Source organism: Halosimplex aquaticum, assembly GCF_028747785.1.
Classification (GTDB): domain Archaea; phylum Halobacteriota; class Halobacteria; order Halobacteriales; family Haloarculaceae; genus Halosimplex; species Halosimplex aquaticum.
Genome location: NZ_CP118158.1, coordinates 392,489 through 405,239, shown reverse-complemented (window position 1 = coordinate 405,239; position 12,751 = coordinate 392,489). Strand labels below are relative to the sequence as shown.

Below are 12,751 nucleotides of genomic sequence, written 5' to 3'. Positions count from 1 at the left end.
CCGGCGCCGCCCGACTCCCGCCGACGGTTACGGGACGGTGAGGGTGACGTCGCCGTCGGTACCGCTCGCGGTGGCGTTCGAGACGAACGTCTTCTGGCCCGCGAAGACGACGAGCGTCCGGTCCGAGGCGCGGACCTGCCGCACCGTCGTCGCGTTCCGGTCGCGTAGGACGGTCGCGAGGTCGGTCACCGCCGCCTCGAGTTCGTTGGCGTCCGCCGCGGAATCGGTCCGGATCGCCCACGCCACGCTGTCGGTGCCGTTGCGTTCGAACCGAACGAAGGTGTCGTTGCCCCACCCGCTCGCCGCGGTGTCGACCCGCTCGCCGTCGAGGCCGACCCGCAACCAGGTCCGGAGCGCGAGCTCTCCCTTCTGTTCCCGCCTCTCCGCCCGCCAGTCACCGCTCGACTCGACGGCGACCGAGAGGGTCGCGGGCGGTTCGGCGCCGGGTTCGAGCCCGTGGATCAGTTGCTCCGTCGTCCGCGGCGGAGAGCGGTACACCGTCGAGAAGTCGGCGGGCGAGTCGACTCGCTGCTGGTAGTACCGCGCCCCGAAGTAGTACTGGCCGATCCACTCGCGGTCGGCGTCGCCGACCCGCTCGTAGAGGCAGCGCCGGAGTTCGACGGGCGTCTTCCCGTCGTAACTGGCGCCGTAGCGCTCGCCGTAGGTCTGGGCCGCGTACACCGCCGCACCCTCGCCGAGCGCGTGCCCGAGCGTGTAGTCGGTCTGGTTGGACAGTTCGTCGTAGTCGCTGTCGTTGTACTGGAGGACGTGGACGAACTCGTGGACCAGGACGAGTTCGACCTCCCGGGGGGACCGGTCGCCGACGGTGACGCGGACCTCGTCGGCACCGGCGTTCGCCGGATAGATGTCGCCGCACTCCCCGATAGATCCCGGTCCCGCTCGAAACCCGAGCGCCCGGCGCTCTGAGCGGACCGACCCACCGCTGAGGTTCACGGCCGGTCGCTCCGTCACTTCGACCGTCGGCGCCGGCGCGTCCGCGCCCAGCAACCGCTCCACGCGGCGGTACACCGTCGTCGCGTTGACGGAGAGCGTCCCGTTGTTCACGACGACCCGCTCGCTCTCCCCGACGCCGGATCCCGCGCCGTCCGTCGGGGACTGGACCGGCGTTCGAGTCGCCGTCGGCGTGTCGGTCGCCGTCGGCGTTGACGTGGTGGCGTCCGCCGATGTTCGCGTGGCCGTGCTGGTCTCCGTCGCCGTCGACGAGGAGGGCTCTGTCGGCGTCGCGGCGTCGCCGGCGAGCGGACCGGAACAGCCGGCGAGCGCGACGAGCGCTACTGCGAGGACCGTCGCAACTGACGTGCGGAGGGCCATCTGGCGGCAGTTCGGCCACCGGTATCGAAAACCCGGCGGACGGTTCGACGGTCGTCTCAGTCTTCCGGTCGCGGCCCGGTCGGCGCGCTCTCGACCAGTTCGACGGCGAGCGCGGCCGCTTCGACCGCCGTCTCGCCGAAGACGTGACAGACGGGTTCGATGCCGAACGCTCCCCCGTGGTAGACGAGGCGAGGGACCGCGCCGCGCTCGCGGAACCGCTCGCGCAGGCGCTCGCCGCGGTCCTCGTAGGACGCGTCGAACTCCATGGGGTCGATGCCGCGCTCGCGCGCCGCGTCGAGCAGTTCAGCGGAGGTCGCCAGGTTCAGCGCCCCCCGCACGTCCGACTCGACGCTCATCGCCGCGATGATCGCGCCCGCGACCCGCTGGGAGGCGCCGAACTCCGGGTCGGCGGGGACCATGATCCGGCCGTTGACGGCCTGGAGTCTGCCTGGGACGGCGGCCACGTCCGTCGCGTCGGCGGCGCCGGGGACGGCCGTCCCGACGTTCGTGCCGACGTTCGGGACGTGCGCGGCCATCCCGGGCGCGTTCGAGATCCGCCTGGACGCCCGGCGGACCGCGGCCAGCGCCTCGCGCTCGGCGAGGACGGCGTCGTCCGTCCCGCGGACGCACAGGTCACAGCCCATCCCCTCCAGCGCGGGCATCTCCTCCTCGTGGACCGCGCAGATCGGCCCCCTGTCTTCGAAGGCTCGGACGAGGTCCAGTAACTCGGCGAGGGCCTCGTAGCCGTCCATCGAGCCGTCGGCGAACCCGTCGGCGATGGCGTCGACCGTGGCCTGCATCCGCTCGTCGTCGGCGAAGCGGTCCTCGACGGTCACGTCCCCGCGGAGGTACTTGCTGACGGCCGCCTGGGTGAGGCCCAGGCGGTCGGCGACTTCCTTCTGGGTGAACCCGCGGTCGTGTAACTCCGCGGCCAGCATCGTCCGCGCGGTGGGCAGGAACCGCTCTACCACGATCTCGCTCGGGAGCCGCAGCGACATGGACGCCGATTCCCGCGGCCGAGGTATAAGTCCGTTGTACAACCGCCGGGTTCGCTGTGCGCCGGCTCGACCGCTCTCCCCGGAGAAAACGCTATTGTACAACCGGATTATAGCGAAAGACGTTTTACCACCAGCTGTTAACACTCGGTAATATGAGCCAGGAAGGCTTCGACAAGTTCAGCGACGTCGGCGAAGCGGAAGTCACGCGAGCGATCGGGCAGGAGTGGACCGAGGAGTTCATGGACTTCTCGGACTCGGACGTCATCATCGTCGGTGGCGGCCCCTCGGGGCTGATGGCCGCGAAGGAGCTCGCCGAGCGCGGCGTGCAGGTGATGGTCGTAGAGAAGAACAACTACCTCGGCGGCGGCTTCTGGCTGGGCGGCTTCCTCATGAACAAGGTCACCGTCCGCGACCCGGCCCAGCAGGTCCTCGACGAGCTGGAAGTCGACCACAAGCAGTCACAGGACTCCGAGGGTCTCTACGTCGCGAACGGCCCCGAGGCCTGTTCGGGCCTCATCAAGGCCGCCTGCGACGCCGGCGCGAAGATGCAGAACATGACGGAGTTCACCGACATCGTGATCCGCGAGGATCACAGGGTGGGAGGCATCGTCATGAACTGGACGCCGGTCCACGCGCTCCCCCGCGAGATCACCTGCGTCGACCCCATCGCCGTCGAGGCGGACCTGGTCATCGACGCCACCGGCCACGACGCGATGGCGGTCAAGAAACTCGACGAGCGCGGCGTCCTCAACGCGCCGGGCCTCGAAGAGGAAGCCAGCGGCATGGACAAGACCGGCGACGACACCTACGGCGCCCCCGGCCACGACTCGCCCGGTCACGACTCGATGTGGGTCGGCGAGAGCGAGGACGCCGTCGTCGAACACACCGGCCTCGCCCACGACGGCCTCGTCGTCACCGGCATGGCCACCGCGACGACCTACGGCCTGCCTCGCATGGGGCCCACCTTCGGCGCCATGCTCGTCTCCGGCAAGCGCGCCGCCCAGGTCGCCCTCGACGAACTGGAGGTCGACGCCGACCCCGTCGACCTGACGAGCCGCGACGCCGCGGCGCCCGCCGACGACTAATTCCGAGCAGCAACTGATTTTGGCGCGCGCTGTCGAGGGCTTTCGACGCCTCTCGTTCCCTGCGGTAGCCGCTCCACCTAACGATCCGACCGATTACAGCACTCATGGACGAGCACCGGTCATCTCGTGTCGTTGTTGAGCCGTCGGACCAACTCCCGAAGGGAGAGCGAACCTGCCCGATCTCCGTGATACACCTGCAGGGCGAGTATCGCGCCGACGAACGACCCGGCGGCGACGACCACGAAGACGACGAGGGCGTAGAACGCCAGCGCGGCGAGTGCCATGGGAGCTGATAGGTGCCAGACACGATAGTGCTTGCGGCCCCCGAGGCTTTCTCGGTGGAACCCGAACAGCGACCAGTGACCGACGAGACGGTGTATTGCAGACTCTGCGGCCGACAACTCCAGAACGACCTCGCCGCCACGAACAGTCGGCAGTGCTGTCTCAACGCGACGCCCATCGCCGGAATCTGCCCGGAACACGGGCCGCTCGGGCCCCACCACGCGACGGACTCGCTGACCGACTCGGCGTGACGCGCCCGACGATTCGACGTGACCCGCCCGGCGACTCGACCTGACGGTCCCGACGGCTCGGGTGACCTGTCGGATCCAATGAGACGACACTATTATATCAATACTCGCTGGTGGTTTCGAGTATGGAACGGGAAGCCACGCGACGGCGGTTCCTTCGCGCAGGGGGTGCGGCGAGCGCGCTGGCGCTGGCCGGCTGTCTCGGGGGATCGAATCCGATAACCGGCGGCGGCGACGGCGGCACGAGCGGCACGAGCGGGTGGCCGCGGGTGCAGCGCGACGCTGCGGCGACCGGACAGGCGGACGCATCGGGCCCCACGTCGTCCGTCGAGGAGGTCTGGACGGCGCCGATGGACGACAGGTGGTCGGCGACGCCGGCGATCGTCGACGGGACGGTCTACGCCGAGACCCCGGGCGGCGTCAGCGCGCTCGACGCCGAAAGCGGCGAGGAAGAGTGGTCCAAGGGGTTCGAGAGCAGCGCGGCCTACCTCACCGTCTCGGACGGGAAGCTGTACTTCGAGGCGGGCGGGATGCGAGCGCTCGATGTCGCCGACGGGAGCGAGGAGTGGACCTACGACGAGATCCCCGAGAAGGGGTACCCGACCGTCGTCGACGGGCGGGCGTACGTCGGGAAGGCGACCGGGGGGCTCGTCGCGCTCGACGCCGCGAACGGCGAGGAGTCGTGGTCGTTCCCGACCGACCTGCCGATCCGAGCGCCGCCCGCCGTCGCGGACGGGACCGTGTACGTCACGACGCCGGCGCAGGAGGACAAGCAGGGAGTCCTGTACGCGATCGACGCGGAGAGCGGCGAGGAGATCTGGCGGATCGAGGGGGCCAGTGCGTACGCCCAGACGCCGACGGTCGCGGACGGGTCGGTGTACCTCCAGGAGACCTACGTCACCGCGCGCTCGGCGGACACCGGCGACGAGGAGTGGACGTACGAACACGACACGGCGATCGTCCCGCGGACCGTGGCGTACGCCGACGGGACCGTGTACTTCGGAAACAAGCGCTCGCAGTCGGTGCGAGGCACCGTCTTCGCGCTCGACGCGGCGTCGGGCGAGGAGGACTGGAACCAGTCGTTCGAGGGCGGCGCCGTGGACGGGCCGATCGTCTCCGACGGAACCCTGTACGTCGGGACGACGGCGGGCGTCGTCCGCGCGCTGGACACGGACTCCGGCGAGTCGCTGTGGGACCACTCGGTCGAGAACGGGATCAAGAGCGGTCTCGCGCTCGCCGACGGACGGTTGTACGCCGTCACCGACGACGAGACCCTGCACGTACTCGCCGAGGCGTAGCGCTCGCCACGGTCCGCTCAGGCCGGCTTGCCGAACGCGAACAGCGTCATCGGCGTCTGCCCGTCGGCGTGCGGCGACAGGTACTCCGCGACCTCGCCGTCGAAGAAGGTGAACCCGCGCCCGCCCAGCTCCAGGTGGGCGTACGTCGCGAGGTAGAGGCGGCCCAGCGCGATGCCCGCCTCCAGTTGCGCCAGCCGATAGCCGCGGTTCCCGAACTCCTCGACGACGGCGTCGACGTCCGCCACGAGGTACACGTTCGCGGCGGCGTCGCCGACGACCGACTGCCCGAGCGCGAGGTGCCCCGCGGTCTCGCGGTCGGTGTCGCCCACCCGCTCCAGTTCGTCGTCGGTGGGGTGGTACTCGTAGACGCCCCGATCGATGCCGTCGACCGCGTGGACGAGGCAGTAGCAGTCGAGGAGTCCGTTGAGGTCGCCGGCGAAGGCGTCGGCGGGCACGCCCCGGAGCGCCCGGTCGAGTACCGTGGCGAACTTCCGGTCGCTGATGGGCTCGTGGCTGTAGTCGCGACAGGAGCCCCGACGCTCTATCGTGTTCCCGACCGGTCGCGCCGAGGCGGTCTCCGCGTCGACGGGGCGGAGTTCGACGCGCTCGCCGTCGGCGTCGGGCCGCGCCCCGAGCGAGGCGTCGGCGACCTCGACCTGGACGGACTCGCGCCACGCGGCGGCGGCCTCGCCGTCGTCGAGCGCGCTCTGGCGCCAGGCGTCCGGGACGAGCGGGTAGTCGACCGGATCGTCCGAGAGCGGTCGCTCTTCGGGGTCGATGGGTTCGAGTTCGTCCGAGTTCGGAGAGTCGGTCGCGTCCGGCGACACGGTCGTGTTCGGCGACTCACGCCGGCCGGGGATCGGCGCGCTCGATCCGACGGGGACGAGTTCGAGCGGGGCCTCCTCGTCGGGGTCGAGGCCGAGCAACTTCACCACGGGGTCGTCGGCGAAGCCCGCGACGACCTCGGCGCGGTGGCCGCTCCCGTGAGCGACGGCGAGCAGGTTCGCGAGGATCGTCCCGGAGTCCCAGAAGGCGTGGCGGTAGGTGCGCTCGCGGTACTTCCAGGCGTTGCGCCACCACTGGGAGGTGGCGACGAACGTGACCGGCGCCTGCGTGACGCCCGCGTGGTCGCCGGAGGCGTCCGCGAGCACGGGCCGGAAGTCGCCCTCCCGGAGCACGTCGAACTCGCCCGAGTGCGGGTCGAAGTGATAGACGCCCGGGTCGAACTGTCCGCACTCGCCGGTGACCGCGTAGAGATCGACGTGGTAGAGCTTGCCCGTGCAGGCGGCGGCGCGGAACGGCATCGACTGCCCCTGGATCTCCAGTTCCTTCGTGATCCCGGCGGCGTAGTGACAGAGGGCCTGGACGTCGGGGTCCCCAGTCGGATCCGGAACCCCGTCGGGCGGTTCGGGGTCGTCTGTCGCGACGGCGGCGAGCGCGGGCGTTTCGGGTGGCTCGGGGTCGCCGTCGGGCGAAAAGCGGGGGAGGTCCTCGTAGACCTTGTAGGGGCGGGGCTGGTTCGACCGGTCGAGCCGGAAGGACTCCTCGCGCAACCGCTCGGGCGAGTGGTTCGTCCGCTCGTGGTACTCGCGGGCGTCGACCATGCCGTCCGTTCGACCGGTCGACCCTAACCGCTTGGGGTGGTCTGGGAGGGCGTGAGCACCAGCATCTCCGTCGCGCCGGGCTGGAACTCGTAGGGGACCTCGCGGAGTTCGACGGCGTGACCGTCTCCCCGGAGCGACTCGGCGACGGGGTCGACGTACGCCGAGCGGGTGCGGTCCAGCGAGTGCAGCGGGAAGACGCGCACCTCTTCGCGCGCCACGCGGGCCAGTTCTCGGAGCGCGGCCGCGTGGAACTCGCGGTCGAGCCGGTCGTCGTAGACGAACAGGAGGTTCGCGACCAGCGCGAGGTCGACGCTGTCGTCGCCGACGGGGAGTTCGGGGAGGCCCCCGGCGACGTAGCGGTCCGGTTGCGTCGCGTAGTCGGCGAGGAACCGCTCGGCGGCGGCGCAGAGGTACCGCCCCCTGGTCTCCACGTCCCCGTAGAAGTCCCAGACGAACAGATCCCGTTTCTCACGGAGCTGCGCGACGTTGTACTCGATCGCCGCGTCGAGTTCCGGCTCCAGTTCTTCGGGGGGAGGGCCGTAGAGCGGGTCGACAGCCACGGCGCGCTCGGCCAGTTCGGCTGCCGTGGCCGTGAACGCGCCCGCGCCCCCGCCGCAGTCGAGGATCTCGCGGTCCGCCAGGTCCTCGGCCCCGAGGTCGAACATCCGTCGGTACTCCGCGAACGTCCGTCCGATCGTCAGGAAGTCGTCCGCGACTTCGAATTTTTCCCTGCCCATGTTTGTTCTCTAACGCGCTAGTCTGTGCATTGACGTATAATATTTTCGGGCATTCGTCTCGACGGTATCCGGGACGTATCTGGGCAGTCGGAATTTTGCGGGGGCACGCGTAGGTCCGCACATGCCCGACACGGAGGCAACAGAGCGGGAGTACGTCGCGTGCCCGGCCACGGCGTGCAACCGGAAGGGGCGACGAAGCGTGATCAGCGACCACCTCGCCGAGATGGACGACCGGCGTCACGAGCACTTCGACGGCAGCGAGATATAGGGGCGGCGTCCGGGCCGGTGTCGCACGACCCGGACCGTAACCAGTTTCACCCGGTGGTACCACCGATTAGTATGGTCGAGGAGGTCACGCTCTATCGCGCGCCCACCACCGAAGCCGACGCCGACGCGGTCGCCGACTGGCTCCGCGAGCGCGTCGAGGCGGAGGTGTCCGTGCGCGACCGCTTCCTGTCGGTATACGACGGGGAGGGCCTGGCGGAGTCGTTCGCCGAGGCGCGGGTGCTCTCGCCGTACGAGCGCGAGACGGGCAACACGATGGTCGGCATCGTCCGCTACGAGGAGCGCGCGCTGGAGAACCCCGAACGCGCCGGCGGCGTCATCTACGACGGGTTGCAGGTCCAGGAAATCCTCTGCGACCTGCTCCCGGCCGGCGAACGCGGGCTGGACCACCTGCACGTTCCCCTGCTCGACCGCGTCGTGGGGACCTGGGGCGACCACGACGGTCGCTGGCACAAGCGCGTCAACGTGCTCGGCCAGCCCGGTATCGTCTCGGTCCCCGGCCTCTACGAGGCGCCCGCCAAGCCCGAGCAGTACTACAAGGAACAGCAGAGACACGCCTTGCTCTCGGGCGACTCGCCGCCGCGGGAAGTCCTGGAGAACGAGGTCGAGGGGGAGTTCCTCGTCGCCGACGACCCGCGGACGACCGACGCGCTGAAGGGCTACGTCTTGCAGGCGTACCACTACCTCGCGACCGGCGAGAGCTTCTGTGACGACGAGGACTGCCGGCTCCACAATCCGCATCGACAGCCCGGACTCGTTCGCGCGCAACTGCGAGCCCCCGAGTTCTGTCACGAACACGCCGACCGCTACGACGCGTGACGGTTCGGCCGGGCGACCGGATCGGCGTCTCACTCGTCGCGGATCGCTTCCCAGTCCGTCACGTCGCGGACGGTCCCGTTCGCGAGGTCGACGTGGACCGTGTACCGGAGTTCGCCGGTCGCCGGCCGCCGCACCCTGACGCTGGCCTCGTCCTCGACGTACGACGCGTCGCGGTCGAGGACGACCGACTCGCTCTCGCCGCGGACGGTGACGTTCTCGATCCGGAACTCCTGCGCGCCGTCGGAGTCGGTCGTCCCGGTCACGTTACCGCTCATCGACACTGCGGAACTGCCGTTCAACTTCCGGATCGGCTCGACGCCGAGTTCGTACGCGCCCATCGCCTCCAGCGCCCGTCTGACGGTCTCGTTGCCCAGGAGGATCGCTCTCGCCCGCTCGCGCTCGCGGTCCGTTATCGGCGGCTCCGCGCGGACCGCGAAGCGCCCGGCTCCCACTCGCTCGATCGCTATCGATTCGGCCCGGGAGACGTTCTCGACCAGGGTCCGCTCTCCGTGGCCGCTCGCGACCGAGACGTTGTCCTCGGAGACGACGAACGCGGTTCCCGGCGCGCCCGCGGCCGCCTGCCCGCCCGCGAGCGAGGTTCCGACGACCGCCAGCCCGGCGCCCAGGGCAGCCAGCGCCACCAGGGCGAGGAGTCGGGAGCGCAGTCCGGCTACCATACGCGTACGGACTCCGGAAGAGCCAATCAACCCTGCGATGGAAGGCGTTCGGAACGCGTTGGAAACGCGTTTCGCGGGCGTTTCAGGCCCGTTCGGGCGGGAAAAGCGATACGCCTTAGGACCGCCCGACTGATACCGCGCGGTATGGTCTTTCGAGCCCTCCACGGAAGGCACGTCCTCGCCGCGGCCGCCTTCGTCGCCGCGGTGCTCGTGCTCGCGGTCCAGCTGATCACGTCGTCGCCGGTCGTTGTGTCCGTCGGCGCCGACGGCGCCGAGACCGTTCGCATCGGCCGGTACTTCACGTACGGCGACGTCGCGGTCGTCGCCGTCGCGGCGGCGCTGCTCGGGTCGAGCGGCACGTATCTACTCCTCGGAGCGTCCGCCTCCGCCGGCCCGCGGGACGAGGCGCCCGGGGACGAGACGGCGACCCGCTCGAAGGGGGCGACTCCGGAGTCGGCTGCGGCCGCGACCGCCGCCGACGGAGCGGGAACGGCGACCGCCGATCCGCACGCCGCCGACCCCGAGGGCGACGCCCGCCGGGAGGACTGGGAGTCGGTCGCGGAGCGGCTGACCGACTCCGAGGAGACCGTCTACAGGCTCGTGCTCGACGCCGGGGGCGAGCTCCCCCAGCGGGAGATCGTCGAGGACACCGACCTGTCGAAGGCGACCGTCAGCCGGACGCTCGACACCCTCGAACACAGGGACCTGCTCGAACGCGAGCGCCACGGGATGGGGAACCTCGTCACGCTCCAGTAGCCCGAAACGTCGTTTTACACCGGTTTCACGCCGTTTTCGAACCTGTTTCCAATCAATGACTTTCAGGTCTTTCGTCGAAGGCTTGCACGAGGGCGGTCGGGTCGGACGGGCCGTCGCGCCGCCGGCCGCTCGGCGGTCGCGGCCGCGACGACCACCGACCGGCGGTCGCCCTCGCGAGACACATGAGACACGAACTACTGACGCTCGCGGTGGCGGCGACGCTCGCACTCGGTGCGGGCGGCGTCGTCGCCGCGGCGATGACCGATAGCCCGACGGAGGCGCCCGCTTCGGCGGGTCCGTCGGCGGTCGCACCGCCAGCGAACTACACTGTCGACACCGTCGACCCCGACGGGAACCTGTCCGAGACCGTCGTCGAAGACGCCTGGCGGACCGCCTGGTCGTCGGCCGAAGTCCGCGAGCACTTCGACGACGGCGAGCCGGTTCGATTCGACGTGTGGGCGCCGGTGAGCGACGACGACGAGGTCTCGGTCTGGGTCGCGCGCAACGAGACGGCGCCGACCCGCGTCGTCGCCGACGTGGACCCGTCGACCGGATCGGTGATCGACGTCGGCGAGCCGGAGGTCCGGACGGCGAACGAATCCGTGCACGTCGAGGTCACCGAGACCGCGATCGAATCGGCCGGAAACGGCACGTTCGAGGTCGAGGTCGGTACCGCGACCGACGCGGCCGAGAACGCGGCCTGACCGACCGGGGAGACCGCGTCGTCTCCGGCCCTCCGACCGGAACCACCCGGGTTCCCGCTGACCGGTCGCGCGCTGCCGGTCGTCGAATCGTCACACGACGCTGCCGACGGCGATACTCACGACCGCGAGTCCGGCGAGCGCGACGCTCGTCTTCCGGTCGCGTCCGTCGGCGGCTTCGAACTCGCCCCGACCGGTCAGGACGGCCACGCCGACCGCTATCGCGGCCAGACCGCCGACGAGCGCCAGCGTCGACCAGGGGGTGAGACCGCTCTGTACGACCTGTCGCGTCGCGACGCCAGCGAGGACGAGCCCGCTGATCAGCGGTGCGCCACCGCGCCGGGTTGCGGAAGCCATCGCCGTCGATCAGTTCGGGCCAGTGAAAAAATTGGCGACGGGCGAACGGGGTCGGTGGAGGACGATTCGCACCGACCGCCCTACCGCCGCGACAGAGAGCCCGCGACCCGCACGCTGGCGGCGCGAAACTGTCTCCGGGCCGGATCCGCCGGCTCGCGCACTCCGGGACGTCTGCGCTGTGACCGGCCGGCCCCGCTCCGCCGATATGCTATCACCGATGCGACACGCCCAAGTCCCTCACCGTCGCATCGCCGGTATGACCCACCGGAAGCGCGACGCGCTGGCGGTGTTCGGGACCGGAGCGCTTCTCGGGCTGATCGCGCTCGCCAACTACGCCGTCAACAGACCGGGTACCTTCGGGCTCAACTACCGCGTCTACCACGTCGCCGCCGAGGCCGCCCTCGCGGGCGAGCACTTCTACGCAGCCACCCCGCCGAACAGCGGCTTTCACTACCTCTACCCGCCCGCGACCGTGCTCGCCTTCCTCCCCTCCGCGCTCTTCGAGAGCTGGGTGCCCGGGTTCGTCGCGATGACGCTCGTCTCCGGGCTGGCGTCGGCCGTCGCGACCCGGTTCCTCGCGGGCTACGTCGAGTCGCTGGGCTATTCCGTCGGCCGCGCGGAGCGCGCGCTGCTGTTCGCCTTCCTGCTGGCGTCCGCGCACTCGGCGCCGTCGCTCGCCTACGGGCAGGTGAACCACGTCCTCGTCGCCGCGCTCGTGGCCGGGGTCGTCTGGCTGGCGCGCGACCGGGAGGCGCGCGCCGGCGCCGCGCTGGCGCTCCCGGCGTTCGTCAAGGTGTTCCCCGGTCTCGTCGGACTCTGGCTCCTCCGCAGACGCGCCTGGCGGGCGATCGGCGCGGCCGTCGGGACCGCCGCCGGGCTGACCGCCCTCGGCCTGCTCGCGTTCGGCGTCGACACGACGCGCACCTACGTCGTCGACGCCCTGATTCCCCGCCGGGAGACCGCGGCGTTCGTCGGCGGCCTCCCGGCCGACCGGAGCTTCGTCACCCTGCGCCGCCCGCTCTCGGTGCTGTTCCCGACCGTCGACCCGACGTGGTACGCGGTCGGCGCCGCGGCGCTGCTCGCGCCCGTCCTCGCTGCCCTCTACTGGCGCGTCGAGACGACCACCGACCGCCACGTCGCCGTCCACGGCACCCTCGTCGCGATGGTGCTCGCCGTCCCCTCGCTGTTGCTCTACTACGCTTACACGGCCGTCTCGCTGGTCGTCCTGCTGTACGACCTGCCCGCCGGCCGCGGCCGCCGGGTGTTCGTCGCCGGCGCGCTCGTCGCCAACCTCTCGATGTCGTTCCGCACGCTCCGGGAAGCCGTTAGGACGGCGCCGCTCGACCCCGGTACCGCGCAGACCATCCTGGACGCGCTCTTGCCGATATTCCGCTTCGGGACGCCCGTCCTCTACGGCAGCCTGCTGACCCTCGCCGGCTGTCTGATCTATCGCGTCGAGTCGGGGGCGCTGTCCGTGCCCGACTCGTTCGGAGCCTCCGTCTTCGAGCACGACTCCTGAGTGAGGCCTGTCGTGATAGCGGAGATCCGAGGAGATACACGGAAACCGAGAGT

General features: G+C 70.5%; 15 protein-coding genes. 8 read left to right on the top strand and 7 right to left on the bottom strand.

What is annotated here, in order from left to right:
- Window positions 1-27: 27 nt before the first annotated feature.
- Window positions 28-1,332, bottom strand: a complete 1,305-nt coding sequence (locus PSC72_RS01995; RefSeq protein ID WP_274324224.1) for a hypothetical protein — start codon at window positions 1,330-1,332, stop codon at window positions 28-30.
- A 56-nt stretch (window positions 1,333-1,388) separates the two neighbouring features.
- On the bottom strand, window positions 1,389-2,330 hold the full coding sequence (locus tag PSC72_RS01990) for a thiamine-phosphate synthase family protein (RefSeq protein ID WP_274324223.1): 942 nt from the start codon (window positions 2,328-2,330) through the stop codon (window positions 1,389-1,391).
- Between the two features lie 152 nt (window positions 2,331-2,482).
- On the opposite strand from PSC72_RS01990, the gene PSC72_RS01985 reads away from it, so the two are divergent.
- Complete coding sequence (locus PSC72_RS01985) at window positions 2,483-3,415, top strand: sulfide-dependent adenosine diphosphate thiazole synthase (RefSeq protein ID WP_274324222.1); 933 nt, start codon at window positions 2,483-2,485, stop codon at window positions 3,413-3,415.
- A 119-nt stretch (window positions 3,416-3,534) separates the two neighbouring features.
- Here the strand turns inward: PSC72_RS01985 and PSC72_RS01980 are convergent, their stop codons facing one another.
- On the bottom strand, window positions 3,535-3,699 hold the full coding sequence (locus tag PSC72_RS01980; protein WP_274324221.1) for a hypothetical protein: 165 nt from the start codon (window positions 3,697-3,699) through the stop codon (window positions 3,535-3,537).
- A 12-nt stretch (window positions 3,700-3,711) separates the two neighbouring features.
- Between PSC72_RS01980 and PSC72_RS01975 the strand changes: the two genes are divergently transcribed.
- Together PSC72_RS01975 and PSC72_RS01970 are read left to right on the top strand one after the other, a co-directional pair.
- The gene (locus PSC72_RS01975) at window positions 3,712-3,948 is read left to right on the top strand and encodes a hypothetical protein (RefSeq protein ID WP_274324220.1); all 237 of its coding nucleotides are present in this window, start codon (window positions 3,712-3,714) and stop codon (window positions 3,946-3,948) included.
- A gap of 122 nt (window positions 3,949-4,070) precedes the next feature.
- Window positions 4,071-5,243, top strand: a complete 1,173-nt coding sequence (locus PSC72_RS01970; protein ID WP_274324219.1) for a PQQ-binding-like beta-propeller repeat protein — start codon at window positions 4,071-4,073, stop codon at window positions 5,241-5,243.
- A 17-nt stretch (window positions 5,244-5,260) separates the two neighbouring features.
- Here PSC72_RS01970 and PSC72_RS01965 read toward each other — a convergent pair whose 3' ends face one another.
- Together PSC72_RS01965 and PSC72_RS01960 are read right to left on the bottom strand one after the other, a co-directional pair.
- The gene (locus PSC72_RS01965) at window positions 5,261-6,847 is read right to left on the bottom strand and encodes a SagB/ThcOx family dehydrogenase (RefSeq protein ID WP_274324218.1); all 1,587 of its coding nucleotides are present in this window, start codon (window positions 6,845-6,847) and stop codon (window positions 5,261-5,263) included.
- Between the two features lie 23 nt (window positions 6,848-6,870).
- Window positions 6,871-7,584, bottom strand: coding sequence for a class I SAM-dependent methyltransferase (locus PSC72_RS01960; protein ID WP_274324217.1), 714 nt, complete (start codon window positions 7,582-7,584; stop codon window positions 6,871-6,873).
- A 121-nt stretch (window positions 7,585-7,705) separates the two neighbouring features.
- Here PSC72_RS01960 and PSC72_RS01955 point away from each other — a divergent pair, with 121 nt between their 5' ends.
- Both PSC72_RS01955 and PSC72_RS01950 read left to right on the top strand, forming a co-directional pair.
- Window positions 7,706-7,852: a hypothetical protein gene (locus tag PSC72_RS01955; RefSeq protein ID WP_274324216.1), complete on the top strand. Its 147-nt coding sequence runs from the start codon at window positions 7,706-7,708 to the stop codon at window positions 7,850-7,852.
- Window positions 7,853-7,923: 71 nt separating this feature from the next.
- Window positions 7,924-8,688 (top strand): DUF7001 family protein, encoded by a 765-nt coding sequence (locus PSC72_RS01950; protein WP_274324215.1) that lies wholly within the window; start codon window positions 7,924-7,926, stop codon window positions 8,686-8,688.
- 29 nt (window positions 8,689-8,717) lie between these two features.
- Here the strand turns inward: PSC72_RS01950 and PSC72_RS01945 are convergent, their stop codons facing one another.
- Entirely contained in the window at window positions 8,718-9,365 is a 648-nt protein-coding gene (locus tag PSC72_RS01945) for a hypothetical protein (RefSeq protein ID WP_274324214.1), read from the bottom strand.
- Between the two features lie 144 nt (window positions 9,366-9,509).
- Here PSC72_RS01945 and PSC72_RS01940 point away from each other — a divergent pair, with 144 nt between their 5' ends.
- Together PSC72_RS01940 and PSC72_RS01935 are read left to right on the top strand one after the other, a co-directional pair.
- The gene (locus PSC72_RS01940) at window positions 9,510-10,121 is read left to right on the top strand and encodes a helix-turn-helix transcriptional regulator (RefSeq protein ID WP_274324213.1); all 612 of its coding nucleotides are present in this window, start codon (window positions 9,510-9,512) and stop codon (window positions 10,119-10,121) included.
- Between the two features lie 182 nt (window positions 10,122-10,303).
- Entirely contained in the window at window positions 10,304-10,825 is a 522-nt protein-coding gene (locus PSC72_RS01935; protein WP_274324212.1) for a hypothetical protein, read from the top strand.
- Window positions 10,826-10,915: 90 nt separating this feature from the next.
- Here the strand turns inward: PSC72_RS01935 and PSC72_RS01930 are convergent, their stop codons facing one another.
- Complete coding sequence (locus tag PSC72_RS01930; RefSeq protein WP_274324211.1) at window positions 10,916-11,179, bottom strand: hypothetical protein; 264 nt, start codon at window positions 11,177-11,179, stop codon at window positions 10,916-10,918.
- Window positions 11,180-11,435: 256 nt separating this feature from the next.
- Between PSC72_RS01930 and PSC72_RS01925 the strand changes: the two genes are divergently transcribed.
- Window positions 11,436-12,698: a glycosyltransferase family 87 protein gene (locus PSC72_RS01925; RefSeq protein ID WP_274324210.1), complete on the top strand. Its 1,263-nt coding sequence runs from the start codon at window positions 11,436-11,438 to the stop codon at window positions 12,696-12,698.
- Window positions 12,699-12,751: the final 53 nt, after the last annotated feature.

What these genes read in the sequence shown, in the direction of transcription:
- PSC72_RS01995 (WP_274324224.1), bottom strand. Translation starts at nt 1,332, where the DNA reads ATGGCCCTCCGCACGTCAGTTGCGACGGTCCTCGCAGTAGCGCTCGTC.
- PSC72_RS01990 (WP_274324223.1), bottom strand. Translation starts at nt 2,330, where the DNA reads ATGTCGCTGCGGCTCCCGAGCGAGATCGTGGTAGAGCGGTTCCTGCCC.
- PSC72_RS01985 (WP_274324222.1), top strand. Translation starts at nt 2,483, where the DNA reads ATGAGCCAGGAAGGCTTCGACAAGTTCAGCGACGTCGGCGAAGCGGAA.
- PSC72_RS01980 (WP_274324221.1), bottom strand. Translation starts at nt 3,699, where the DNA reads ATGGCACTCGCCGCGCTGGCGTTCTACGCCCTCGTCGTCTTCGTGGTC.
- PSC72_RS01970 (WP_274324219.1), top strand. Translation starts at nt 4,071, where the DNA reads ATGGAACGGGAAGCCACGCGACGGCGGTTCCTTCGCGCAGGGGGTGCG.
- PSC72_RS01965 (WP_274324218.1), bottom strand. Translation starts at nt 6,847, where the DNA reads ATGGTCGACGCCCGCGAGTACCACGAGCGGACGAACCACTCGCCCGAG.
- PSC72_RS01960 (WP_274324217.1), bottom strand. Translation starts at nt 7,584, where the DNA reads ATGGGCAGGGAAAAATTCGAAGTCGCGGACGACTTCCTGACGATCGGA.
- PSC72_RS01955 (WP_274324216.1), top strand. Translation starts at nt 7,706, where the DNA reads ATGCCCGACACGGAGGCAACAGAGCGGGAGTACGTCGCGTGCCCGGCC.
- PSC72_RS01950 (WP_274324215.1), top strand. Translation starts at nt 7,924, where the DNA reads ATGGTCGAGGAGGTCACGCTCTATCGCGCGCCCACCACCGAAGCCGAC.
- PSC72_RS01945 (WP_274324214.1), bottom strand. Translation starts at nt 9,365, where the DNA reads ATGGTAGCCGGACTGCGCTCCCGACTCCTCGCCCTGGTGGCGCTGGCT.
- PSC72_RS01940 (WP_274324213.1), top strand. Translation starts at nt 9,510, where the DNA reads ATGGTCTTTCGAGCCCTCCACGGAAGGCACGTCCTCGCCGCGGCCGCC.
- PSC72_RS01935 (WP_274324212.1), top strand. Translation starts at nt 10,304, where the DNA reads ATGAGACACGAACTACTGACGCTCGCGGTGGCGGCGACGCTCGCACTC.
- PSC72_RS01930 (WP_274324211.1), bottom strand. Translation starts at nt 11,179, where the DNA reads ATGGCTTCCGCAACCCGGCGCGGTGGCGCACCGCTGATCAGCGGGCTC.
- PSC72_RS01925 (WP_274324210.1), top strand. Translation starts at nt 11,436, where the DNA reads ATGACCCACCGGAAGCGCGACGCGCTGGCGGTGTTCGGGACCGGAGCG.